Here is a 23,986-nt window from a genome sequence, read left to right as displayed (position 1 = left end):
TTTTAAAATCTGATCAAATGAAAGCTTTAAAATATTTATTACTTGGTGTGATCCTTACAGGAGTTTCTTCCTGTAAAAAGTTCCTGGATACCAAACCAACAGATACCCTTTCTCCGGATTATTATTACGCTACAGAAGCACAGATGAACAATTCACTGACCGGAGTTTACGACATTATGGGCAGCGAGAATGTATATGGAAATTCCATTTTTACCAGACTCACTGCGGCTACGGATGAGAGTTATTACCAAAGAAGTGCCCAGGCAACGGGTACCCAGGTCTTAAACTTTGATTCTTCCGATCCGGATATCCGTTTGCTCTGGCAATCGCTTTATCAGGGGATAGAAAGAGCGAACCTCGTGTTGGCTAATATCAAAAAACCAGCAATGGATGAATCGAAACGAGGTGTTATTGAAGGAGAAGCTTTGTTTTTAAGGGCATACTATCACTTTTTGCTGGTGAGCAATTGGGGAGATGTACCCATGATCCTGAAGCCTACTGCTTCTATTATCTCCACTGATGTGGCCAGAACTCCTGCAAGAGAGGTATACAACCAGATCATTGCAGACATGACAAAGGCCGAAGGACTGGTTAAATCCATCACTGAAATTGGTTTTGGAGGTCGTGTGAGTAAAAGTGCGGTACAGGGAATTCTGGCGAGGGTCAATTTATATATGGCGGGATATCCTTTGAAAGATGTTTCCAGATATGCGGAAGCACTTTCATGGGCTAAAAAGGTGGTTGCAGGTGGTGCTGGTCATGCTTTGAACAATGACTATAAGCAGATTTTCATCAATTATGCTCAGGATAAATATGATACCAAAGAGAGCATCTGGGAAGTGGAGTTCTGGGGTAACCGTTTAGGAAATGCCTATACCGAAGCCGGAAGGGTTGGGAATAACAATGGGATTCTTTGTACCAATGAAAAAGAAGGATACGGTTATGGATTCATTGCTGCAACACCAGGATTGTTCAAGCTATACGAAAATGGAGACCTGCGCAGGGATTGGGCCATTGCTCCATTCAGATATAGCGGTGCAACGACCACCAGGATCAACTGGACCACAGCAGAGATTTATCAGCGGAACTCCGGTAAATTCAGGAGAGAGTATGAATTGCTGGAGAAACAAAAGAATTATACCCCTCAAAATTTCCCTTTATTGAGATATGCAGATGTATTGCTCATGCTTGCTGAAGCAGATAATGAAGTGAACGGACCTACCAGTGAAGCCATCTCGGCCCTGAATCAGCTGAGAAAGCGGGCCTTTGGCAAAACCCTTTCCGGAGAGCAACTGAGAACGATCACGATCAGTGCAGGGGGTACCGGATATCTGGCCACCAATCCTCCTTCAGTTAGTATTACAGGAGGCGGAGCAACCAGGAATGCTACTGCAACAGTAACCATTGCCGGAGGTAAGGTTACTGCAATTAACATCACCGATTTTGGCGCCTTTTATACTTCCATACCGACCATTACGATTAGTGGTGGTGTTGGGACGGGAGCCCTTGCTACTGCCACGATTTCGGTTGTGGGGGATGAGGGCCTGACCACTGCGCAAACTGCTTCAAAAGATGCTTTCCGCATAGTCATCAAAAATGAAAGAGAGAAAGAACTTTGCTTTGAAGCCCTGCGCCGTGCCGACCTGATCCGTTGGGAAGAGTATGTCGGGAACCTGAAAAAGACCGCAGCAGAAATCAATGCCGGAGCTCCAACCAATTTTAAATACTCAGCGATAGGAGGAAGTAACGTCGATGAACGTCATCTTTTATTTCCTGTTCCATTGTATGAGACTTCAGTGAACAAACTTCTGCTTCCAAATAATAAAGGCTGGTAAACACAACGTAATAACCCTATAAAACAATCAAATGAAACTAATGAATTTCAATAAGAAAAAGCAACAGGTACTGCTGGCTTCGGCCCTGGGAATTGCAGTACTCTCTTCTTCCTTCCTCTGGTTTTCTCCTAAAACAGAACTGATCGCAAAGGATTTTTCCGTAGCAGAAAAGCAATACACCCAACTGCTTTCTACAGCCAAAGACCTGAAACTTTTTCCAAGGACAACGAATAAAGACGGGTCGGTAAAGTATACCGATGTGCACGACTGGACAGGAGGTTTTTTCCCGGGAGGATTATGGTATTTATATGAATATACCGGTGATGCTAAATGGAAAGCTGCGGCAGAACAATGGACCGCAGCATTGGAAGAAGGAAAATACAATACCGTTCACCATGATGTGGGATTTGTAATGTACTGCAGTTATGGAAATGGCTTGCGTTTAACGAATAATCCTGCTTACAAAGATATCCTGATCCAGTCTGCGGAATCTTTATGCAGCAGGTATGATGCAAAAGTTGGGTCTATCAAATCCTGGAACCCTAAGCTATCCTGGGATAAGAAGACAATGTGGAACTATCCGGTGATCATCGACAATATGATGAACCTGGAACTGCTCTTCTATGCTTCAAAAGTAACCGGAAATCCGAAGTATAAAAACATTGCGGTGAGCCATGCTTTGAACGCGATGAGGGATCATGTGAGGAAGGATTACAGTTCTTACCATGTGATCAATTATGATGTAAAGACAGGTAAAGTATTGAACAGTCAAACCAATCAGGGGTACTCAGATAACTCTACCTGGGCGAGGGGACAGGCCTGGGGGATTTATGGATTTACGATGGTTTACCGCGAAACCAAAGACAAACGTTTTCTGGAAACGGCAAAGAAAATGGCTGATTTCTATTTGAAAAACAACAACCTTCCAAAAGATAAAATTCCTTATTGGGATTTTAATGTCAACCAAAAGGGATATCAACCGGACTGGAGTTATGATGCCTCAAAATTTGCAGTCATTCCACGTGATGTTTCTGCTGCATCAGTAGCCACCTCTGCACTCTTTGAATTGAGTACCTATTTAGGGAAAGACGGATCTTCTTACTACAAGCAGGCAGAGGAAATGATTGGCTCTTTATCGAAAGCACCTTATCTGGCAGAACCAGGGACCAATGCAGGATTCATTCTAAAGCATTCTGTAGGAAGTATTCCACACAGCTCAGAGATTGATGTTCCATTGATCTATGCAGATTATTATTTCCTTGAGGCTTTGTTAAGGTATAAAAAGCTGAAGGGCTAGCCGTTAGCAGCATCAGGCAGCACAACCTCCATACGAATGGGGTTGTGCTTTCTTTTAGCTGATTATTCCGTTGGGTGATCCAGCTCAAGCCTGATCCGATCCTGCTCTATTAGTTGTTTTAATTCCGTTTCATCAGGAAGGTATAACCGGTATTTGCTGGCAAATACTTTCTCATTCTCTGCCAGGACAGAATATTTAACTAAGGTTTCATCTTTCTCAGTACAGAGAATCATCCCAAGCGTAGGCTGGTCATCCGGGCCTTTTTTCAGATCGTTGTACATCCTTACATACATGTCCATCTGCCCAATGGCCTCATGGCTAAGTTTCTGGGTTTTCAGATCAATCAGGATAAAACATTTGAGGTAATAGTTGTAGAATACCAGATCTATAAAGAAGTCGGAGGTATCTGTTACGATGTGCTGTTGTCTGGCGACAAAAGCAAAACCTTTTCCCAGCTCCATTAGAAAATGCTGGATATGGTTAATCAGGGCCGTTTCAATATTACTTTCAGATGCGGGAAGATCTTTTGTGATCCCGAGGAATTCGAAAATATAAGGATCTTTGATGAGTTGTTTTGGAGCCGGCAGATCTGTGTGCTCTTCTTCCAGGATTCTTCCGATATATTGTGTTTTAATGTTTCTCTGGAGGGTACGGGTATCCCAATTACCTTCGATGCAGTGTTGTATATATCTTAACCTTAATGATTTGGTTTCCAGTCGGCTGATAATGCGATAATGTGTCCAGCTCAATTCCGTACGCACGGCGTTCCAAATTGGAAAAGCATTGTAAAAAGCACGGATATTGTTCAGATTGCGTTCATCAAAGCCTTTTCCGAATTCAACAGTTAGTGCTTTTGAAAGTTTTTTCAGTGTTTCCTTGCCATAGATTGCTTTGGCTTTCCCTTTTTGTTCATCTTCTACGATCAGTTTTCCAATCTGCCAGTACATTTGTAATAAGATCTTATTGCTATTCTGGTAAACCCTTTGTTTTGCCTGGCTGACCACTAATGAAATTTCAGTGTATAGCTGGTTTTGTTTTTCTAAGTCCTTCATCTTTTATTGATTATTGTGCTGAGTTTTACAGCAGTACATCGTTTTGTCTAATTTTCTTATTATAACTTATATTATCTTAATATGTTAATAAGTATTTTATTTAGATATAATCAGAGGGTGCGTGATGGCCAAACCAGACCTGACATCTTCAGGCAAGCGCTATGTTATCTTTCATTGATGTTATTGCTTTTTTTGGTGTACGTATAAAACGGGAATTTATCGTGTGATTTTTTTTTGGAATGATACAAATGGGCCCAATTGTGGCATTTGAGTAGATGTGAGTAGATTTTTTTTAACCACCCGGGAGTGTTTAAAGACTAAACTTGCATCGCCTAATCAGCTGATTTGATTAATGAATCACCCTTTTACAAATTCAATCAAAACCAAAAATCCTAAATTGTTAAATTATGAAAAACCGAATCTTATCCCTGGCTGTGCTTAGCTTATTGATCAGCAGCATCTATTCCTGCTCAAAGGAAAAACATGCAGAAGTTACCGAAAAACAAGAAGAAATTTCTGCATCCACTTTAGCTCAGATTAAAAAACTGGGATTCAATACACATGAAGCTCAAAAGGTAGAGAATGGATACCTTGTAGAAGGAGATATTCTGTTGACAGAAGAAAATTTAAAAGAAGCTGCAGTCAATACCAGCCTGAATATTGCAGAAACAGAGCAGTATAGAACAACCAATATTGTGAAAAATCTGCCAAGAGCGATTACCGTTTCTGTGACTGGTCTGAATGTGAAGTTCTCTCAGGCACTGGATATTGTCATCAAAAGATACAATGACCTTGGCCTGAAGCTTAAATTCCAACGTGCTACTGCCGGAACAACAGGTACTATTGACATCAAAGGCTTTTATCAGGGACCAGACTTCCTTGGTAGAATTGTTTTAGCCAGTGGTGGTTTTCCTACCAGTTCTGGAAATCCTTACAATCAGATTCTTTTCAATACCCATTCTGCTGGTTATTCTTCAAAAAGCCTGGAGCAGATTGCCGGAGTATTGCAACATGAGATTGGACATAACATCGGGTTCCGTCATACCGATTATGCAAACCGCGCTTACAGTTGTGGTGGATCAAGAGACAATGAAGGGCAGGCAGGTGTTGGCGCAATCAGAATTCCTGGAACGCCATCTGCTCCCGATTCAGAATCGTTTATGCTTGCTTGTGTAGGAAGTACCCCACGTACTTTTAACGCAAATGATGTGGTTGCATTAAACTATTTGTATAAATAAAAAATCAAGGTAATCGGGTGATGGAAATACCGGATGTAGCTGCATCCGGTATTTTTTAATTTCCGTTGATCAGAAAAGGAACATGCTGTAAATTAAATCAACAAAAGAATATGTCAATAGTTTTAGTCGTGTATTGGCGCGTGAGAATAGGGTATGAAGTTCATGTAGCGCATTTTTTCGGCCCGCTTGTTCATGCCGCTTTGAAAGAACCAGGTTGTCTGAATTATAACATCACCAGATCCAGGGGGAACAAGCGCATCTTTGTCATTCTTCAGGAGTTTACTGACCTGGAAGCTGCCAGAGATCACCAATTGAGTTCACATTATAAATATTTAGTGGAAGACCATATCCTTCCTCATCTGGAGGAAAACAGAACAGACGTCCTGGATGGCCTGGATATTTATCAACCAGAGAAAGTACTGGTATAGGCCGGTCTGGGAGCGGAGAATTTTAAGCTTGAAGTTTAGAGATAAAACATTACTTTAACATCTTTAAAACCAGTGATGAACGAGCGGAAGCCGATATGAAGAAAAGTCTTTTTTTCTTGTACTTATTTACCTACTTAATCCTTTTTATCAGCCTGACTTCCAGAACTTATGCCAGGGATACAGATCCGGAAATCGATCGTTTATGTGCTTTACTTGATCAGGCCGGAAATGTGAAGTCGGCAGTCAGATTAGCGAATCAGTTCCATCAGGAAGCGGGAAAAACAGGGAATATCAAAATGCTGGTCTGGAGTTGGAATGCAATGGCTGTACTGGCATTTGACTGCGGGAATTTTGAAAGAGTACTGGAAATTGGAAATCAGGCAAAAGCAACCAATTTAAAACTAAATCATAAAACATTTACTACCCATTTATTTACCTTGATGGCTGGTAGCTATACTGCACTGGGATTTTATGAAGAAGGACGGAAAATGTATGAGCTCGCCAAAATCCATGCAGAGAAAATTGCCGATCTCAATGGTCGGCATTACCGGATGGGGCAGATTTATACCGGCCTGGCCTTTGGTTTTGAAAGCAACAAAAGGCAGCAGGATTCCTCACTGTATTATTATAAAAAGAGTCATGAAGAATACAAAAAGATTCATAATGATAGTAAATATATTGTCGGACTCAGCCTGTCTGAAAGTAATATTGCCAGTAAATTTCTTGAAGTCAAACAATATGATTCTGCCAGAAAGTATCTTGAGGTAAAAGGCGAGGCTGAGCGTAAGTTTAAATCCAGACAAACAGAAATGCTTAAACTGGGGAATTTTGCAACACTGTATTATGAAACAGGAGAATATAAAAAATCACTTCATACACTTTTGAAGGTGCTTTTTCTTTCAGACTCCTTGCATGCCGTATATGTGAAAAAGTTTGCATTTAAGAGTCTGTCAAAAGTATATTACAAACTTCGTGATGCAGATCTGGAGAAAGTATACCTGCTTAAATACACGGCGATTTCAGATAGTCTGGCCAGAGTAGAGAAGGAAGCCATACGAAAACCATTGGCTGGCCTGCTGAAAGAAAAGGAGCTTCATAATGCAGGTAAAGCAGGACGTTATGCCTTAATTCTGCTGATCTTTCTGCCGCTGTTCTTCCTGAGTCTGTATATTGCTTTTATCATATTCAGAAAATACAAAAAAACGCAGCAGATCAGTGCAGAACAAAGTCGACTTATGGAGGAAAAGGTACAGATGCTGGAGCAGGTGGGAATTCCCGGACAAAAAAATGAAGAGGAAGAAATGAGAACTGTGGTACAGATGGCGATTACAAACGATCCCGCATTTTTTATTAAGTTTAATAAGCTCGACCAGGCTTTCACAAAAAAAGTCCTGGAGATTGCTCCTAATCTTGTGGCATCAGAGCTTGAATTTTGCGCTTTATTGAGGCTGAATTTTGAAACAAAAGAAATTGCCAGGTATACCGGCCTTTCAGTAAGAGCCGTTGAAGGAAAGAAGTACCGTGTGCGTAAAAAGCTAAGAATCTCTTCAGAAGAAGACATTAATATATGGATGACCAGATTGTAAAGTTAGTTTTATGGATAAATTTAAAGGATAGATTTGAGCTCAACACATCAGTTAATCGATAACATATTGAAGCAGGTCAGGCTCAGCGAAGAGGAAGTCCTGCTTTTAAATTCATTCTGGACCAAAAAGGTACTGGAGAAAAACGAGTACCTGCTGAGAAATGGAGAGGTCTGCAGGAAAGACAATTACATCATCTCCGGAACGCTGAAAGCATTTTATATAAACGCGGATACCGGACAAGAGGAAATTCTTTATTTTGCAATAGATGACTGGTGGGCGACGGATATAGATAGTTTCCGAAAACAATCCCCTTCCATATACAACATCCAGGCATTGGAGAAAACCGAACTTTTACAGATCAGTTTTGATTCTTTTCAACGAATGCTGGAGCAAATCCCTGCGCTGGAAAGGTATTTCAGAATCATTTTGGAAGGTTATGCGGGCACTTTGCAGAAGAGGATTATCATGAACAATGTCTATAATGCCGAACACCGGTATCTGGATTTTTTACAAAGTTATCCAAAGCTTGTGGCCAAAATCCCGCAATACCTCATTGCTTCTTACCTTGGGATTTCTGCTGAATTTTTGAGCAGGATCAAACGGAGAAATAAAAAGACATTGAACTAGGTCAATATTTTTGATATTCCTTATGCTGAATTTTGCTTTCCTAAAATTTAAAGCAAATGAAGAAATTACTGATGATTAACGCCAGTGTCAGAACTGAGCGGTCATATAGCAGAATGTTGATGCAGTTATTTGTAGACAACTGGACAAGCAGGTATCCGGAGGATCATTTCACCTTCCGGGAGCTTGGACTTAATCTTGTACCCCCAATTGACGAAAAATGGATTGCAGGAGCCTTTTTAAAACCAAAGGACAGGAATGATGAAAATCAGGCAGCACTACAATTTAGTAATGAATTGGTTCAGGAATTGAAGGAGAATGACATCTATGTCATCGGAACCCCAATGTATAACTGGTCTATACCCAGTGGATTAAAATCCTATATAGATCAGGTGATGCGGATCAATGAAACCTGGAAATTCCGCTCTGGTAAGCCAGATGGAGATTACATTGGGTTACTTGAAAACAAAAAGATGTACATCCTTTCCAGCAGAGGTGATACAGGCTATGCCGAGCATGAAAAAAATGAACATATGAATTTTCAAACCAAATATCTGCAGTTCGTTTTCGGAATGATGGGGGTCAAAGACGTAACCATAATTTCACTGGACAATGAAGAGTTTGGAGGAGAAATATTTGAAAAATCAAAGCAGGAGATTTTTCAGATGATCAATGAGATCGGCTAAAAAGCATTTTCTGCGTGTTGATATCATTTGACTGATTAATCCGTTATAGCTAAATGGCGCTATTATTGTACCTTTAACACAAATCAGCACACACAAAGAAAAACTACATATATCATGAAAAAGATCATTTTCCTTTGCCTGACGGCGATTATTATTCAGAGTTGCGTGATCAATAAGCAACAACAGCAAATCAAAGCTTTAGAAAAGTGTACCTATAAAATCCATTCTGCCGACAACATCTCCCTTGCTGGTACCGATGTTAAAAAGCTGTTGAACGATCAGAACATCAATTTAGGAAGTCTTCCGGGACTCGCACTGGGCTTATTGAGAAAAGACATCCCTTTAAAGGCCCGTTTAAACCTGGAAATAACTAACCCATCTTCCAATGTTGCAGGGATCAATGAATTTGAATATAAAATCCTGATCAATAAACAGGAACTGGCAGGAGGTTTTGTGAATCAGGAAGTAAACATCCAGTCCGGACAATCCACTACTGTTCCGGTAGACCTGATTGCCAATATTTATCCTTTTGTAACCAACAGCAAAGTGATGAATGAAATTACTGAATTCTTACAAGGCAATAAAAATGGCGGAGAGAAAAAAGGAATTCTGACTTTAAAAATCAGACCAAGTATCAAAGTAGGAGGAGCACTGGTAAAATTACCAGGATTCATTACCATTGACAAAGAAGTAAGCAGTAAGATTCTCCTATAAGGTACGTCGTACTTTTCAGGATTGTTACGGTTATTGGCGGAATTAAGTTTCAGATTGAGGATGTTTTATTTACATTCGAGAATTAAGACCTGTTTATGAAATTCCGTCAATACCTGCTTTTATCTTTAGCTGCGTTTCCGATATACTCGAATGCGCAGTTCAGCCCAACACTCAACGCTGCGGAGATTAAGCAAGGCTTAGAAAGTTTAAACGTTAGTGGAAGCGTATTGTATGTTGCAGCACATCCCGACGATGAAAATACCCGTTTATTGGCCTACCTTGCAAAAGAGAAAAAAGTAAGGGCAGGATACCTCTCTTTAACCAGAGGTGATGGTGGACAGAACCTCATTGGCACAGAACAGGCAGAACTGTTGGGCCTCATCCGAACGCAGGAACTGCTTGCAGCAAGAAGGATGGATGGAGCAGCACAATTCTTTACCAGAGCCAACGACTTTGGTTTCTCAAAAAATCCGGAAGAGAGTTTCAAGATCTGGAATAAAACAAAAATTCTTTCTGATGTAGTCTGGGTGATCCGTAAGTTTCAGCCGGATGTGATCATCACCCGTTTTCCTGAAGATGCACGTGCCGGACATGGGCATCATTCCGGTTCTGCCATCCTTGCCCGTGAAGCCTTTTCTGCAGCGGCAGATCCTAAACAGTTTCCGGAACAGCTGGCCTTTGTAAAGCCATGGCAGGCAAAACGTATCGTTTGGAATACTTTTAATTTCGGTGGAAACAACACCACATCTGAGGACCAGCTGAAGCTGGATGTTGGATTATATAACCCCTTACTGGGTAAAGGTTATGGGGAGATTGCTGCAGAAAGCAGGTCTAACCATAAAAGCCAGGGTTTCGGCTCTGCCAGACAAAGAGGTTCGGCAATAGAATATTTTTCTCCTGTAGCGGGCGAAAAGGCGAAATCAGATCTGTTTGAAGGAATTGATTTTAGCTTGAACAGAAATCCGGGTAGTGCTGAAATCCAGAAACTGGTTACAGAGATCAATGCCGGTTTCCAGGCTTCCAATCCTTCAGCCTCGGTGGCAAAACTTTTAAAACTACGTGAACTGGTGAAAGGAAAACCTTTCAAACAAGAATTGCTGGATGACCTTATCCTTGCCTGTTCAGGGATCTGGATTGAAGTCGCCGCTGCAAATCCTTCCTATGCCCTGAATGATTCGGTGGCCGTAAAGATCCAGGCCATTGCCAGGGTAAAAGACAATTTTCCTTTTTCTATTAATATCCAGGAGCTGCAAAGCCGCCTGAAGGTCGATCTTGCTCCAAACAGATTGACGGCAATGGACCGTAAAATATTTGGTAGCGCGAATCAGCTGAGTCAGCCTTACTGGCTGGAGAAAAAACATGGGCAAGGTAGCTTTGAAGTAGATGATTTATCCCTGATTGGCCTTCCTGAAAACCATGCCCTCGTGAATGGGGTATTCCGGATTACCATTGGTGATCAGACGATAGAAAAGAAATTCCCGGTGATCTATAAATTTACAGATCCGGTTAAGGGAGAGGTATACCAGCCTTTGGTGATCGCTCCTCCGGTGACTGCCACATTTGGAGAAAAAGCTTTCCTGTTTAATGGGACTGAAAGCAAGACTATTTTTATAAGCTTACAAAGCTTCCGTGATCATCTGACCGGGAGCCTTGTTCCTCAACTTCCTTCCGGCTGGAGTATAAGTCCGGAGAAATTAGACTTTAGCATGGACAAAAAAGGAGAGCAGCAAATGGTGTCCTTTAAATTGAGTCCGGGAGCAACATCAACGGGCGGGGATTTTGCCCTGAGCGCAGTTGTAGATGGCAAAAGCTACCATCAGGGATTGCAGGTGTTGAACTATGACCATATTCCTGTACAAACCTTGTTTCCTTCCGCAACAGCAAGAATAGAACATACAGACCTGAAGATTGCGGGCAAAAGAATCGGATTTATTGCAGGGGCAGGAGACCTGGTTCCTGAATCTTTAAAGCAGATCGGTTTTGACGTGACCCAGCTTTCAGAACAACAGGTCTTAAATGCTGATCTTTCTTCTTTTGATGCCCTGGTGACTGGTGTTCGTTTGTACAATATCAATGAGCATCTCCAGGCGATACAACCTAAACTGATGAAATACGTAGAGAATGGTGGTGTTTTACTGGTTCAGTACAATGTGAATTCCCCATTAAAGAGAAATGAAATCGGACCTTATCCATTTGCATTGTCCAGAGACCGCGTGACAGAAGAAGATGCTGCAGTGACTTTACTGGCACCAAATCATGCGGTATTAAATTATCCGAATAAGATTACCCTTAAAGATTTTGAGGGATGGGTACAGGAGCGTGGATTGTATTTTGCAACCAATATCGACCCGAAATATACACCAATTCTGGGCATGCACGATACTGGCGAAACAGAGAAAAATGGTTCCCTGATCGTAGCAGATTACGGAAAAGGAAAGTTTGTGTACACTTCTCTTTCTTTCTTCAGACAATTACCTGCGGGTGTACCCGGAGCTTACCGCTTGTTTGTTAACCTGATTTCTAACAAAAAATAATGGAGAATTATAGGAACTTTTATCGTTTCCTTATTGGCTGGCTAGTCTTCCTGATCCTGATTTTTTATGCCTTTACTAAATATTTTCAATGAGTAATGTAGACTGGGGAGTATTGATCCTTACATTGGTGGTGATTGTGGTCTACGGCATTTATAAAAGTCGCGGGGCCCAGAATATCCAGGGTTTCCTGTTGGGGAACCAAAGCTTGCCATGGTACCATGTATGTCTGTCCGTGATGGCCACGCAGGCAAGTGCAATTACTTTCCTCTCTGCGCCTGGCCTTGCTTACTCTTCGGGAATGAGCTTTGTGCAGTTCTATTTTGGCCTTCCCTTAGCGATGATCGTGTTGTGTATCACCTTTGTGCCGATCTATCACCGCCTGAAAGTATATACCGCTTATGAGTTTCTGGAACAGCGCTTCGACCTGAATACACGGGCATTAACCGCATTTTTATTCTTAATTCAACGTGGATTATCAACCGGAATTACGATTTACGCCCCCTCAATTATTCTTTCTACCATCCTGGACATCAATACCACCTATACCACCTTGTTTATCGGGAGTCTGGTGGTGTTTTATACCGTTTATGGAGGAACGAAGGCCGTATCATATACCCAGATGTTACAGATGAGTATTATTTTCTGTGGTTTGTTTGCTGCAGGAATTATGGTAGTTCATTTACTGCCGGGAGATATTGGCTTTAGTAAAGCAATCAGTATTGCCGGAAAAATGGGGAGGACAAATGCGATAGATTTTGCCTTTGATTTTAAAAACCCTTATACGGTTTGGTCCGGACTGATCGGGGGTTTCTTCTTACAGCTTTCCTATTTTGGAACCGATCAGAGTCAGGTTGGACGTTATCTATCCGGAGCTTCTGTGAACCAGAGCAGACTTGGCTTATTGATGAATGGTCTGGTGAAGATCCCGATGCAGTTTCTTATCCTGTTAATCGGGGTATTGGTCTTTACCTTTTATCAGTATAACCGTCCGCCGGTCTTTTTTAACAGCTTTGAGCTGAATAAATTGGAAAAAAGCCAGTATCAGCCGGAGCTGAACAAACTGAAAGCAGATTATGATCAGGCATTTCAGGAGAAACAACTGGTGGTAGATAAGATGAACCAGGCTTTGGATGCAGATAATCAAGCTGAAATTGACCTTCAGCGGAAGGCTTTACAGTTGGCTGATGAAAAAGGAAAGGGCATCAGAAAAGAGGTGACGAACCTGATGACTAAAAACGATAAAGCGGCAGATATCAATGATAACAATTATATCTTCCTGAGCTTTGTTACCCAGTATCTGCCAAAAGGATTGATCGGTTTGCTGATCGCGATTATCTTCCTGGCTTCTATGGGTTCTACAGCCAGCGCGCTGAACTCTCTGGCTTCGACCACCGTGATCGATATTTATAAACGCCTGATCCGGAAAGACGGTTCTGATCATGAATATTTACAAGCCTCCAGGTGGGCAACGGTGTTTTGGGGCGTGATTTGTATCATTATGGCTTTATATGCCAGTAAGATTGGAAACCTGCTGGAAGCAGTCAATATCCTGGGTTCCTATATTTATGGAACCATTCTGGGGGTATTCCTGGTGGCCTTTTATGTGAAACAAGTGAATGGAAGGGCTGTATTCCTTGCAGCAATCATCGCTGAAATTGCAGTGATCCTGATCGGACAACAGGAATGGGTGGCTTATTTATGGCTCAATGTGATTGGTTGTCTGCTGGTGGTGATGGTGGCCATTCTCCTGCAGCAATTCTTTGGAAAAGATAAACGAACGATAACACCATAAAAAAATCCCTGTTCAATTAGAACAGGGATTTTTTATAGACGGATGGGCTCAAACAGCTTATTTCTTAGCTTCTGCCAATAATGCACTGTTTAACCTTACATATTCCTCTATTTTAGCTTCTGTAGCTAGTTTAATTCCCGCTTCTGCTGTGGCAATTGCACCAGCTTTATCACCTTTTTTCAGTTGGATACGGCCTTTCCATAATTTTACCCATGGCGCTTTTCCATCTGCTGCTTCAGCAGCATTGATCCATTCCAAAGCTTTGTTCAGGTCTTTACCGTTTTCAAAGTAATACTGAGCAGCCGCGAAATAAGGTTTTTTCTCACCTTTCATTGCTTCATCAATACTTGCCATTACCTGAGCATCAATTTCGGTAGTCAGGTCGATGTTTAAGCCTGTGTTTTCCCATGCCAGTTGTAACTGTGCGGAAGTAGGAAGAACATTCGCAAACTCAATAGTGAAAGTTTCCACTTTCTCTTTTAGTTTCACTGGTTTAACTTTAATGCGCAATACATCTTCTGCTTCTTTGTATTCATAAGCACCCCATTGTTTTGAATCTTTGTTGAAGATTACTGTCCATTCATCCTTGCCCGGAATGGTAAACAAGCCATACGTTCCGGCAGCCAATTCTTTTCCACCTACTTTTACGGCATCGGTAAAGGTAATTGAAGTGGCTCCGTTTGCACCGGTACGCCAAACCTTGTCAAAAGGTTCCATCGCTCCGAAAATTTTGCGGCCTTTGGTATTGGGACGTGAGTAAGAGAGCGTCACTTTTCCTAATCCAAAGCTTTGTGTGATGGTCTGAGCGGAACTTGCCTGTGGCAATTTAACGCCTTGGGCCTGAAGCTCAGTGTTTAATGATACTGCTAAAGCAAGGATCAGTACCGTTTTTAATGTTGTTTTCATCTGATTTAAGTTTTGTTGCTACTAAATTACATTAAAGAATGCTTATTTCAGTGATATCTGTCCTTTGTTCTTAAACTTGACGGATAAATTAGAAAATCATTCCCTAAATTAGCCAGATGCTTAATCTACGTCATATTCTACCGGTTTTTGCTGCCGTTCTGGTTTCCTGTTCAGCAATAAAGTCTATCCCTGGTGAAAATCCGGAAACAGGAGTTTCCCAACAGCTTGCCAGTTATAGAAAGGCAACGGTTAGTAAAGTTCATTACCAACTGGAACTGGATATTCCTACACAGAAAGAGGAGAAAATCGGAGCTTTAGAAAAAATTTCTTTTCAATTGAAATCAAAAAAATATCCTTTGCAACTTGATTTCAGAGAAGATCCTGCGAAGCTTAAACGCATTACAGTCAATGGCGTTCCTATTGAACTGTTACATGTGAATGAGCATATTGTGATTGGCACTAAATATTTAAAACCCGGAGAAAACGTAGTTGACCTGGAATTTACTGCAGGAGATGGCGCATTGAACCGCAATTCCGATTATTTGTATACTTTATTTGTCCCTGACCGGGCGAGAACAGTTTTTCCTTGTTTTGATCAACCGGATCTGAAAGCCGTTTACACCCTGACATTGAAAGTTCCTGCCGACTGGAAAGCAATTGCCAATGGCACACTAAAGGACTCCACATTAACAGGATCCCGTAAAACCTATCGCTTTAAAACCTCAGATACGATCAGTACTTATCTCTTCGCTTTTGCTGCCGGCAAATTCAAATCAGCAAAAGGGGAGATGGACCATCTGCAGGCGAACTTCCTGTATCGGGAAACAGATACTGCCAAAATCAACCATAGCCTGCATGAAGTATTTAAGATTCATGGAAGTTCTCTGAAATTCCTGGAAGACTGGACCGCTATTCCTTATCCCTTTCAAAAGTTCGACTTTGTATCTATTCCTGATTTTCAGTTTGGAGGAATGGAGCATGTAGGCGCAATTCAATACAAAGAATCGGCCTTATTTCTCGATGCTGGGGCGACAAAAGACCAGTGGAATTCAAGAAATAACCTCATTGCCCATGAAACTGCACATATGTGGTTTGGGGATCTGGTAACGATGAACTGGTTTACAGATGTCTGGATGAAAGAGGTTTTTGCCAATTTTATGGCGGATAAAAGTACGGAAGCCCTCACCGGAAAAGAGGTGTTTGACCTTAAGTTTTTAGTAGATCATTTCCCTGCAGCTTATGGGGTGGACCGCAGTATTGGTGCAAATCCCATCAGACAGGATTTAACTAATTTAAAGGATGCAGGGACGCTTTATGGCAACATCATTTATCATAAAGCCCCAATCATGATGCGACAACTGGAACGCCTGATGGGGAAAGAGAAATTCCAGCAGGGAGTAAGGGAATACCTGAAGAAATTTGCTAATGGGAATGCTTCCTGGCCGGATCTGATTGCTATTCTGGATAAATATGCAGATGCTGATTTACAGGAATGGAACAAGGTTTGGGTAAATGATACCGGACGGCCATTGGTTGATTATACTCTGGAACAGAAAGATGGTAAAATCAGTAAGTTTAACATTCAGCAGAAAGCAGAATATGGAAAAGGAAAGATCTGGCCGCAGCTTTTTGAAATCAGCTTACATTATCCGGGTGCGGTTAAGGAATTAACGGTAAACCTGAATGCATCAGCAGTGGAACTGAAAGAAGCAATAGGAATGGAAGTTCCTTTATTTGTGCAGTTTAACTCTTCCGGACAGGGCTATGGTTTATGGCCTGTGGACCGGGGAATGTTTAAACAACTTTATGCAATCAGCAAACCTCTTGACCGTGCTTCGGCCTATATCTCTTTATACGAGAACATGCTGACCGGAAGATCTGTAAAGCCTGCGGAGTTGTTGAGCTTATTTACCGAAGGATTGGATAAAGAAAAAGAAGAATTAAACCTGAAACTGATCAGCGGTTATCTCTCCACCATTTTCTGGGAATTTACGGATGAAAAAGGAAGATCTGCACAATCTGCAGCTCTTGAACAGGCATTGTGGAAAGCAATGATCCAACAGCCTTCCGCAAACCATAAAAAAATACTGTTTAAAACCTATCAGGATATCTTTTTATCTAAAGATGCGGCAGCTCAGTTAAACAAGATCTGGAAAGAGCGAAAAGCACCCGAAGGCCTGAAACTTTCTGAAGATGATTATACCGCCCTTGCTTTCTCCTTAGCCCTTAGAGCGCAAGACAATTCGGCAATATTGCAAGAGCAATTGAGCCGGATCAGTAATGAAGACCGCCGGAAACGTTTTGAATTTATCATGCCGGCAGTTTCTTCTGATCTGGCCGCTCGTGATGCTTTCTTTAAGCGTCTGGAGCTAAAAGCAAACAGAGCGAAAGAGTCTAATGTTGGTGTGGCACTGTATTATTTGCACCACCCGCTCAGACAAGCTACTTCTGTGAAGTACTTGCCTAAGAGCCTGGAGATGCTGTCAGAAATTCAAACTACAGGAGATATTTTCTTTCCACAGAATTGGTTGTCTGCTATCTTCAGCAATTATCAAAGCAAAGAAGCCGTTCAGATCGTTACCGATTTTTTAAAAGCAAATCCTGATTACAATCCAAAACTCAAGGCGAAGATTTTACAATCTGTGGATTACCTGTATAGAGCAGAGCGTTTATTGAATAAGTAGAATTGATCCATAACTAGCCGGTTTTAACGGGCTTGTATGTTATTTTCATGGTTATAGTGCTGCCGCCTTTTTTTCGGGTGATTTCAACAGGATAACCACTGCTGTTGTATTTATAGCTGAAGGTCTTATTTTCTAAGGGACTTTTGTGGGAAGAAGCACTTAAAGGGTTACTTCTTCCCATACTGAGGTCCTGATTTTCTTCCCCCAGAAACAACACCTGTACGAAAGGTAGTTGATTGAATATCGCGGTTTTATCGTCATAAGTCCAGCTGAATTCGTTACTGATGTTCTTTTGGATAAAGGTAATGGTCTGGGGATTTCCCAGGTTGGAGTAAGTCAGGAGTTCTTCTCCAAGAGGTTCCGAAGCCAGGTCATACTTTTTTATACTATTGATGCCGTACTGTTTGTCGTAAGCAAGGGTATACTGCTGGCTGAGCACAAAAACGCCATTCTTATCCTCCCAGTTTTGTATTTTACTGACTTTTGATGCTGCATCTAAAGCATAAATGAAGTATTGGATCTTCTTACTGTTTTTATACCTTTCAAATTTGAATGGATAACCTGTTTTTGTGTAAAGCACTTTCCCTACCTCTCCGTTTGGATAGCTGATTTCAGTCAGCAGCAATGGCTCTTCCTGATATTTGAGTTCCATCACAGATTTTCCAATTTCAATTTTTACCGGCAGGAGCTGCCCTGTTGTTGACTCCTCCTTTTCTTTCTCCTTTTTCCGGAGCTGATCAGCCAATGGCTGTTGTTTTGTGCAACTGTAAGCAAGCAATAGCAAAAGAAGCGCGAAGCTATAAATGCCGGATTTTAGGATGTTGCGGTTGGATTTGATGCTCATGATCATAATTATTGGGATTGATGAACGGTGAACTTATGTTAAATTCTCTTGTTGTGGTTGTTTTTGTTACTTTAAATTAAAATTATTTATTAACAATAGTGTTTATGAGCATTTATTGCTGCGAATAATATATTTGGCAGATTAAACGTATGATTCGTATATTTACGATAATATCGTAAATATGGAAAAGTTAACTATACAGGAAGAAGAGGCCATGCAGGCGGTCTGGCAATTCGGTGCTGGCTTTATTAAAGATTTTATGGAGTTGTTGCAGGAACCGAAACCTCCTTATACGACACTGGCTTCTACGGTTAAAAACCTGGAACGTAAAGGTTTTCTGAAGAGTGAGAAATTTGCAAATGCCTATCGGTATAGCGCTAAAGTGAAAGAAACTGAATATAAAAAACGCTTTATGAGTGGGTTTGTGAATGATTATTTTCAAAACTCTTACAAGGAGCTGGTTGCTTTTTTTGCAAAAGACAATAAGATTAGTGCGGATGAGCTCAAAGAAATTATCAACCTGATCGAAAATCCTAAAAACTGATGTGATGCCGGAGTTCTTTGTTTTTCTGATGAAAGTGAATGCAGCCCTGATCTTATTCTGTCTGGCTTACTATCTGATTTTACGTAAGCTCACTTTCTATACCCTAAACCGTTTCTTCCTGTTGGCTGGAATTGTGTTTTCTTCCTTATATCCCTTTGTGGATCCTATGGTTCTTTTCGAAAAACATGAAGCGTTGCTGAAGCCCATCGAATCCGCATTGCCGGTCATCTATGTGGCGGTTACAGATGCAGGATTCGATTACTGGATGTTGGCCAGGTTTGTTTTCTGGACAGGGGTATTCCTGATGTCTTTCCGGCTGCTGATCAGGCTTTATTCCCTTTATCAGGTGCACCGGCAATCTGTTCCGGGAAGGGTTAGTGAATACGAAGTGCGCTTGCTGAAAGGAGACATCAGCACTTTTTCCTTTTGGCAGAATATTTACCTGAACCCCGGGCTTCATCAGCCAAAAGAACTCGATGCCGTATTGGAGCATGAGCAGGTTCATGTTCAGGAATGGCATACCATCGATATCCTGATGGCAGAACTGACTGCTGTTTTTTATTGGTTTAATCCGGGGGTATGGTATATCAGAAAGGCAATTAAGGAAAATATAGAGTTCATTACCGATCAGCAGATCCTGAAGAGAGGTGTAGACCGTAAGGCTTATCAATACAGCATGATCCATACGCTGACTGCCGGAAATCCCTCTGTACTGATGAATAATTTCAATATTACAGGAATAAAAAGGCGGATTATCATGATGAATTCCAGAAAATCATCTGGCATTCAGCTGATCAGATATGTGTTTTTACTCCCGGTGTTGTTGCTCTTAACCACTGCTTTTACCTTATTCAAAACAGATATTAAAGCGAATCTGGGTTTTCAGGATACGCTCAAAAGAACCACAGCATTGCCCTCTTCTTATGAAGCGGAAAAGCCGGCTGTAGCTTTCAACAAGATCGTGCGTAACGGAAACGAGGGGCAAACCACTGCAAAAACTGCCGGTGGGACCGTGCTTCAAAAGAAGGTGAACAAGGAGAACCCGGAAGCTGAAGCGACCATAAGTACAAATGAAGCAGATACGGGAGCCAGGATCACCAAATTCAAAATCAGGCAGATTCATACGGAGGAGATCAACGGGGATGGTACACCAAAAGTGACCAGAGTGATGATGGTGAAGCGTTCCGGCCCGGCTACGATGCAGTTAACGAATACTGATTCTGTAAAAGTCCTGGTTATCAGAGGAAAGAATAAGGAGACAGATCCCTTGCAGGAAAGCTTTCCCGGAGCGGATCCTGACATGAAAATTTATATAGATGAGGTAGAAGTTCCGGTAGAGCGGATGAAAGAATTGAACCCCCTTGATATTGAGCGTGTCAACGTTCAAAAGAATGATCAATACCCAAATACCAAAGGGATCCGTATTTATACAAAGACCTTTAAAAAGTTAGTGTCGCCTTAAGCATCGCTATTCTGCCCGGTATTTCATAAGTTCCGGAAGTGAATGCATTGCTGGACACGTATACCGCCCGATAAGTCTTTATATTTCCAAGGTTGCTGATCCCGAACTCAAAATCCGTATTGATCTTGTTCAGTTTGTACCTTGCACTGAGGTCTGAGAAGAGATAACTCAGCCGGTTTTGTCCCGATTGTTTGGTGTAGAGGTGTTCCGCAGATAAGTTTAAGAAAAGATCATTGAAAGGCATAAAAGACAATTCTGCCTGTTGTCTGATCTGTTTGTATCTGATGGGTTCCTCCTTGTTTGCTGAACTTTTACTTTCCATCTGGTTGTAATTTATGGAATAGTTTAAATTGGTATTGCTGCTGATTTTACTTTGAAAACCGGCTTTTATCCCACTGTTGGTTGCAGTATAGGGGAGGAGTTCATTGTTTTGAAACTGATTATTCATGCTTTGCAACCAGCTTAGCCCCATACTGAAGGTCGTCCTCAGTGCAAACCAGTATTTACTGATATTTCCGTCAAGATTGTACGCACTGATGTTATTGTCATAGGGCAATACGATTCTTTCCTGCAGGTTATTGGTCAGGGTACTGGAAGATATGGTATTCAGATTGATCCTGCTATAGCTGGCCTGCAGGTTGAAAAAGAACATGGTAATGGCTTTTCTATAATTGAAATTCAGGGCAGCCGTATGGTTCTTTTGCTCAGATAAAGGTGCATTGTTGGCATACAAACTGCGGTAGTTTTTCAAAATGGCTCCCCGGTAGATATCGTCCATCGTACCCAGTTCATTTTTTAAGGTATAAGAAAGTTGTAGATAGTTTTCTATTCCGGTTTGATATTTTAGCCTTAAACCCGGGCTGACAAATAACCTGTTCATTTTTTCGTTAAGTGCATACCCCGGATCCCGGTAATGAATGTATTGATAGCTCAGTGGCACACTTAGGCTGGCTTTTAGTTTTTCATCTTCTGTTTCGTACTCATACAATCCTTCCGTATAAAGGTTAGACCGTTTCCAGTTCAGGTTATTGAGGGCATTCAGGGATGCTGGTTGTGTTTGTGCATCCTGCTGGATGGTGTTTAAGTAAGAAGTTAATTCCTGAGCCTGAAAACTAAAACCCGTTTTGTAAGTCTGGACAATTCCAGATAAAACCTTTTTAAAGGAGAGGTAGGTATTGGCAAAATAAGCAGGGGTATTGCTTTGTTGAATTAAGGCAGAATAAGGAACTCCGTTGTTCAGCTGATCCGCATTTAATCCGGCATTAACCTGTAATTTCTCCGGCTGACTGCTATAACTGAGATAGGAGTACAGGTTGTAGATATTACCGTTTTTCAGTGTATTCAGATAGCTGAATTCATTGGATACCTCAAAAGGTCTTTGTTGAAGTTGTTGTCCGAACGGAATGCCGTTGCTGCTTAAACCTACCTCATATTTCATTGGTTTATAATTGCTGATGAAGGTGTTGTTAAGGTAAGATTTTTCCCTGTTGATGTTCAGGCTTGCCTGTGCACGAAACTGGTTCGGTTTTGAGACATTGTGTTGGTTTTCGGTGAAACTTACATTTCCTGAAGGCAGGGTATACTCCGTAAACTTGTCATAATCTCTTTGTTGCCTGTCGAGCAGGTAATAAAGGTTGGTTTTTAACTGAATGTCTTTTTTCAGGTTAAAAAGATTGTTGACATTGAGCAGGCCAGCACGGTTAAAGAGGTATCTGTTTTGAGGTAAATCCGGTACGCCTGCAGCTCCGGTAGATAAAAGTGTTGCCGGCTTACCATTACTCAGCCGGTCTTGCAGCTCTGTGAAATTGTGGGAGACGATCTCCCGGGCAGGATCATTTCCAATGTTGTTTCCTTTCAGGTAGTTGATGCCTTTATATTTCTTGTTGAACATCATTCCATTGATATTTTCATCAAAGCGGTTTGGAAGACCTGCGCCCAGACTGGCCTGTCCGATGAGCTTGAGTTTCGCCTCGTCTTTTATGGTGATGTTTAAAGCGACATCATCACTGTTTATCTTGTTTCGGAGCATCTTGATCGGTTGATCATTCTGGATCACCTGAACCTTGTCGACCGCATCTTTAGGAATGCTTTTGGTGGCAATGTTATATTTGTCATCCAGGAGATTGTCGCCATCAATATAAAAGTTGGAAATGTTCTTCCCGTTGTAAGAGATTTTGCCATCTGAAGCCACTTCTATTCCGGGCATCTTTTTAAGTACATCGCCCAATACCCGGTCTTGCCTGTTGCTGAAATCAGCAAGTTTATAATTTAAGGTATCGCCATCTACCCTTAGTCTGGGTCTGTTATTGATCACTACTGTTGGCAGTGCGATGCTGCTTTCCGTTAGTATTGCATCATAGTTTTTATTCAGGTCTGTAACAGAGAGCACTTCGCGTTTATAGCCCAGACTGCTGAGTTCAAGCGTAAGTCCGGCAGTTTGACCTGCCGGAGCTTTGAGCTGATAACTGCCTTTTTCATCCGTCCGCGTAAAGGCAATGATCTTCCCTTCCCCATTTTTAAGGGTTATGGTAGCAGAATTTATCGTTTTACCCTTATGGTCTTTTAGCTGACCCCGGATCTGACTTTGTGCGATCCCTTCTTTCATTGAAAATAAACTGCAAAGCAGCGCGATTAGAAAAATAGCGGTTTTCATTTTACCTCAGGTAGTTCTATCGGATTATTTAAAGTCTCGGTGATGAATTTGCTTTTATTGACAGTTTTCTGTCCGCTAACGGCGCGGCCCTGACCAGCCAGTGAGGCGTTTATAAAGCCATCAGGATCTTTTTTCATGGCCTCCAGGAGCTTGTTGAACTCTTTTTGTGTGGTTTTTATACTGCCTTTAGGTAAATAAAATGTTGGAGAGTTCAAAAGGTCCGCACTACTCATTCCGGAGATGTTTACCTTTCCACTAACCGTGATTCCACCAATAGCGGATTCTGCCTCTTCCTTTATAGCGGTGGTATTGTGCACATTTTCAAATCCCATAAACTTGAAAACCACTTCTTTTTTAAGGTCTTGTGCTTCCAGTATTAACCCGGGTAAACCATTGAGTTTCCATGGTCCACTTTGAAAAGGAAGGTCCGGACAAAACCAGGCCGTATAATCTCTGCCTTTAAAATGAGCTGTTGCCTTCTGACATTTCAGTCCGGAAATGGTACTGGTATCTGAGCTGATGTTCCAGTTGATTTCCGGAAGCGCTTCTTCCACGAGATAGTCATTGAACAGTTTCTTTTTGATGATGATTTTCTTTTCAAGAGGATATTGATAGAACTCATCATAAGTCAGGCTTTTAGTGCTGGGTTTGATGTTGATGCTCATCTTTCCGGGAACAGAGTTTTTGATCTGTTCTTCAATGTCTTTCTTGCGCTGAAGGTCAAACTGGATTTTATCCATACTCAGGTAGGCACTGGTTCTTGTGCCGAGAAGAAGGACCATTTCTTCGCTGGATGCTTTATCGCGTTGAGTGGTGTCTTTGATATGGGTAAAGCCATAAATTGCTTTTGCGCGGATGCTATCCGCTTTCTGTGCTTTGACGACCCCTGAAAAGAGTAGGGTGAAGGTGCTTAATAACAGGATCTGTTTTCTCATGTGCTTGTTTTTTGGTTCAGTAATCAGGTTTATCTACGATAGTATTGTAAACATACGAAAATATCGTAGTAATACTAATTGCTCGTAATGATTTTTTACCTCATTATGTTTAATTAATTGGGAAATAATATGTTCTGAGGTCATTATGCATTAACTTTACGGCCAGGAATTC

18 protein-coding genes are annotated in these 23,986 nt (G+C 41.5%); 13 read left to right on the top strand and 5 right to left on the bottom strand.

What is annotated here, in order from left to right; genetic code table 11:
* Nucleotides 1–17 precede the first annotated feature (17 nt).
* A complete protein-coding gene (locus BUC20_RS22430; RefSeq protein WP_073233303.1) occupies nucleotides 18–1,835 on the top strand; it encodes a RagB/SusD family nutrient uptake outer membrane protein in 1,818 nt (605 codons plus the stop codon).
* Between the two features lie 31 nt (nucleotides 1,836–1,866).
* Nucleotides 1,867–3,132: a glycoside hydrolase family 88 protein gene (locus BUC20_RS22425; protein WP_084529166.1), complete on the top strand. Its 1,266-nt coding sequence runs from the start codon at nucleotides 1,867–1,869 to the stop codon at nucleotides 3,130–3,132.
* Nucleotides 3,133–3,194: 62 nt separating this feature from the next.
* Here the strand turns inward: BUC20_RS22425 and BUC20_RS22420 are convergent, their stop codons facing one another.
* Nucleotides 3,195–4,184 carry a PDDEXK nuclease domain-containing protein gene (locus BUC20_RS22420; RefSeq protein WP_073233299.1) on the bottom strand — a complete coding sequence of 330 codons (990 nt, stop codon included), beginning with the start codon at nucleotides 4,182–4,184 and terminating at the stop codon, nucleotides 3,195–3,197.
* Nucleotides 4,185–4,591: 407 nt separating this feature from the next.
* On the opposite strand from BUC20_RS22420, the gene BUC20_RS22415 reads away from it, so the two are divergent.
* The 8 genes from BUC20_RS22415 (at nucleotide 4,592) to BUC20_RS22380 (ending at nucleotide 13,786) form a co-directional block, all read left to right on the top strand.
* Nucleotides 4,592–5,422: a M57 family metalloprotease gene (locus BUC20_RS22415; protein ID WP_073233297.1), complete on the top strand. Its 831-nt coding sequence runs from the start codon at nucleotides 4,592–4,594 to the stop codon at nucleotides 5,420–5,422.
* Nucleotides 5,423–5,532: 110 nt separating this feature from the next.
* Nucleotides 5,533–5,850, top strand: a complete 318-nt coding sequence (locus tag BUC20_RS22410) for a putative quinol monooxygenase (RefSeq protein WP_073233295.1) — start codon at nucleotides 5,533–5,535, stop codon at nucleotides 5,848–5,850.
* A gap of 95 nt (nucleotides 5,851–5,945) precedes the next feature.
* A complete protein-coding gene (locus tag BUC20_RS22405) occupies nucleotides 5,946–7,436 on the top strand; it encodes a helix-turn-helix transcriptional regulator (RefSeq protein WP_073233293.1) in 1,491 nt (496 codons plus the stop codon).
* Nucleotides 7,437–7,469: 33 nt separating this feature from the next.
* Nucleotides 7,470–8,063, top strand: coding sequence for a Crp/Fnr family transcriptional regulator (locus tag BUC20_RS22400; RefSeq protein ID WP_073233291.1), 594 nt, complete (start codon nucleotides 7,470–7,472; stop codon nucleotides 8,061–8,063).
* Nucleotides 8,064–8,119: 56 nt separating this feature from the next.
* Complete coding sequence (locus BUC20_RS22395) at nucleotides 8,120–8,746, top strand: FMN-dependent NADH-azoreductase (protein ID WP_073233289.1); 627 nt, start codon at nucleotides 8,120–8,122, stop codon at nucleotides 8,744–8,746.
* A gap of 114 nt (nucleotides 8,747–8,860) precedes the next feature.
* A complete protein-coding gene (locus BUC20_RS22390) occupies nucleotides 8,861–9,460 on the top strand; it encodes a hypothetical protein (protein ID WP_073233287.1) in 600 nt (199 codons plus the stop codon).
* 95 nt (nucleotides 9,461–9,555) lie between these two features.
* Nucleotides 9,556–11,994 (top strand): PIG-L family deacetylase, encoded by a 2,439-nt coding sequence (locus BUC20_RS22385; RefSeq protein ID WP_073233285.1) that lies wholly within the window; start codon nucleotides 9,556–9,558, stop codon nucleotides 11,992–11,994.
* A gap of 88 nt (nucleotides 11,995–12,082) precedes the next feature.
* Complete coding sequence (locus tag BUC20_RS22380) at nucleotides 12,083–13,786, top strand: sodium:solute symporter family protein (protein WP_073233283.1); 1,704 nt, start codon at nucleotides 12,083–12,085, stop codon at nucleotides 13,784–13,786.
* Between the two features lie 57 nt (nucleotides 13,787–13,843).
* Here the strand turns inward: BUC20_RS22380 and BUC20_RS22375 are convergent, their stop codons facing one another.
* Nucleotides 13,844–14,692, bottom strand: a complete 849-nt coding sequence (locus tag BUC20_RS22375; protein WP_073233281.1) for a DUF2911 domain-containing protein — start codon at nucleotides 14,690–14,692, stop codon at nucleotides 13,844–13,846.
* A gap of 116 nt (nucleotides 14,693–14,808) precedes the next feature.
* Between BUC20_RS22375 and BUC20_RS22370 the strand changes: the two genes are divergently transcribed.
* On the top strand, nucleotides 14,809–17,376 hold the full coding sequence (locus BUC20_RS22370) for a M1 family metallopeptidase (protein WP_073233279.1): 2,568 nt from the start codon (nucleotides 14,809–14,811) through the stop codon (nucleotides 17,374–17,376).
* A 13-nt stretch (nucleotides 17,377–17,389) separates the two neighbouring features.
* Here BUC20_RS22370 and BUC20_RS22365 read toward each other — a convergent pair whose 3' ends face one another.
* The gene (locus BUC20_RS22365; protein WP_143166878.1) at nucleotides 17,390–18,220 is read right to left on the bottom strand and encodes a hypothetical protein; all 831 of its coding nucleotides are present in this window, start codon (nucleotides 18,218–18,220) and stop codon (nucleotides 17,390–17,392) included.
* A 181-nt stretch (nucleotides 18,221–18,401) separates the two neighbouring features.
* On the opposite strand from BUC20_RS22365, the gene BUC20_RS22360 reads away from it, so the two are divergent.
* Nucleotides 18,402–18,764 (top strand): BlaI/MecI/CopY family transcriptional regulator, encoded by a 363-nt coding sequence (locus BUC20_RS22360; RefSeq protein ID WP_073233275.1) that lies wholly within the window; start codon nucleotides 18,402–18,404, stop codon nucleotides 18,762–18,764.
* Nucleotides 18,765–18,768: 4 nt separating this feature from the next.
* Nucleotides 18,769–20,226, top strand: a complete 1,458-nt coding sequence (locus tag BUC20_RS22355) for a M56 family metallopeptidase (protein ID WP_073233273.1) — start codon at nucleotides 18,769–18,771, stop codon at nucleotides 20,224–20,226.
* Here the strand turns inward: BUC20_RS22355 and BUC20_RS22350 are convergent.
* Both BUC20_RS22350 and BUC20_RS22345 read right to left on the bottom strand, forming a co-directional pair.
* Complete coding sequence (locus tag BUC20_RS22350; protein ID WP_073233271.1) at nucleotides 20,204–22,879, bottom strand: TonB-dependent receptor; 2,676 nt, start codon at nucleotides 22,877–22,879, stop codon at nucleotides 20,204–20,206. The genes BUC20_RS22355 and BUC20_RS22350 overlap by 23 nt on opposite strands.
* Nucleotides 22,876–23,814: a GLPGLI family protein gene (locus tag BUC20_RS22345; RefSeq protein WP_073233269.1), complete on the bottom strand. Its 939-nt coding sequence runs from the start codon at nucleotides 23,812–23,814 to the stop codon at nucleotides 22,876–22,878. The genes BUC20_RS22350 and BUC20_RS22345 overlap by 4 nt, the downstream gene beginning before the upstream one ends.
* Between the last annotated feature and the right edge of the window lie 172 nt (nucleotides 23,815–23,986).

It is taken from the genome of Pedobacter caeni, assembly GCF_900129215.1.
GTDB lineage: Bacteria > Bacteroidota > Bacteroidia > Sphingobacteriales > Sphingobacteriaceae > Pedobacter > Pedobacter caeni.
This window is presented reverse-complemented; position numbering and strand designations above follow the sequence as displayed.

Bases quoted from the DNA above. Each gene is read 5' to 3' on its own strand.
- BUC20_RS22430 (WP_073233303.1), top strand. From the start codon at position 18: ATGAAAGCTTTAAAATATTTATTACTTGGTGTGATCCTTACAGGAGTT.
- BUC20_RS22425 (WP_084529166.1), top strand. From the start codon at position 1,867: ATGAAACTAATGAATTTCAATAAGAAAAAGCAACAGGTACTGCTGGCT.
- BUC20_RS22420 (WP_073233299.1), bottom strand. From the start codon at position 4,184: ATGAAGGACTTAGAAAAACAAAACCAGCTATACACTGAAATTTCATTA.
- BUC20_RS22415 (WP_073233297.1), top strand. From the start codon at position 4,592: ATGAAAAACCGAATCTTATCCCTGGCTGTGCTTAGCTTATTGATCAGC.
- BUC20_RS22410 (WP_073233295.1), top strand. From the start codon at position 5,533: ATGTCAATAGTTTTAGTCGTGTATTGGCGCGTGAGAATAGGGTATGAA.
- BUC20_RS22405 (WP_073233293.1), top strand. From the start codon at position 5,946: ATGAAGAAAAGTCTTTTTTTCTTGTACTTATTTACCTACTTAATCCTT.
- BUC20_RS22395 (WP_073233289.1), top strand. From the start codon at position 8,120: ATGAAGAAATTACTGATGATTAACGCCAGTGTCAGAACTGAGCGGTCA.
- BUC20_RS22390 (WP_073233287.1), top strand. From the start codon at position 8,861: ATGAAAAAGATCATTTTCCTTTGCCTGACGGCGATTATTATTCAGAGT.
- BUC20_RS22385 (WP_073233285.1), top strand. From the start codon at position 9,556: ATGAAATTCCGTCAATACCTGCTTTTATCTTTAGCTGCGTTTCCGATA.
- BUC20_RS22380 (WP_073233283.1), top strand. From the start codon at position 12,083: ATGAGTAATGTAGACTGGGGAGTATTGATCCTTACATTGGTGGTGATT.
- BUC20_RS22375 (WP_073233281.1), bottom strand. From the start codon at position 14,692: ATGAAAACAACATTAAAAACGGTACTGATCCTTGCTTTAGCAGTATCA.
- BUC20_RS22370 (WP_073233279.1), top strand. From the start codon at position 14,809: ATGCTTAATCTACGTCATATTCTACCGGTTTTTGCTGCCGTTCTGGTT.
- BUC20_RS22365 (WP_143166878.1), bottom strand. From the start codon at position 18,220: ATGAGCATCAAATCCAACCGCAACATCCTAAAATCCGGCATTTATAGC.
- BUC20_RS22360 (WP_073233275.1), top strand. From the start codon at position 18,402: ATGGAAAAGTTAACTATACAGGAAGAAGAGGCCATGCAGGCGGTCTGG.
- BUC20_RS22355 (WP_073233273.1), top strand. From the start codon at position 18,769: ATGCCGGAGTTCTTTGTTTTTCTGATGAAAGTGAATGCAGCCCTGATC.
- BUC20_RS22350 (WP_073233271.1), bottom strand. From the start codon at position 22,879: ATGAAAACCGCTATTTTTCTAATCGCGCTGCTTTGCAGTTTATTTTCA.
- BUC20_RS22345 (WP_073233269.1), bottom strand. From the start codon at position 23,814: ATGAGAAAACAGATCCTGTTATTAAGCACCTTCACCCTACTCTTTTCA.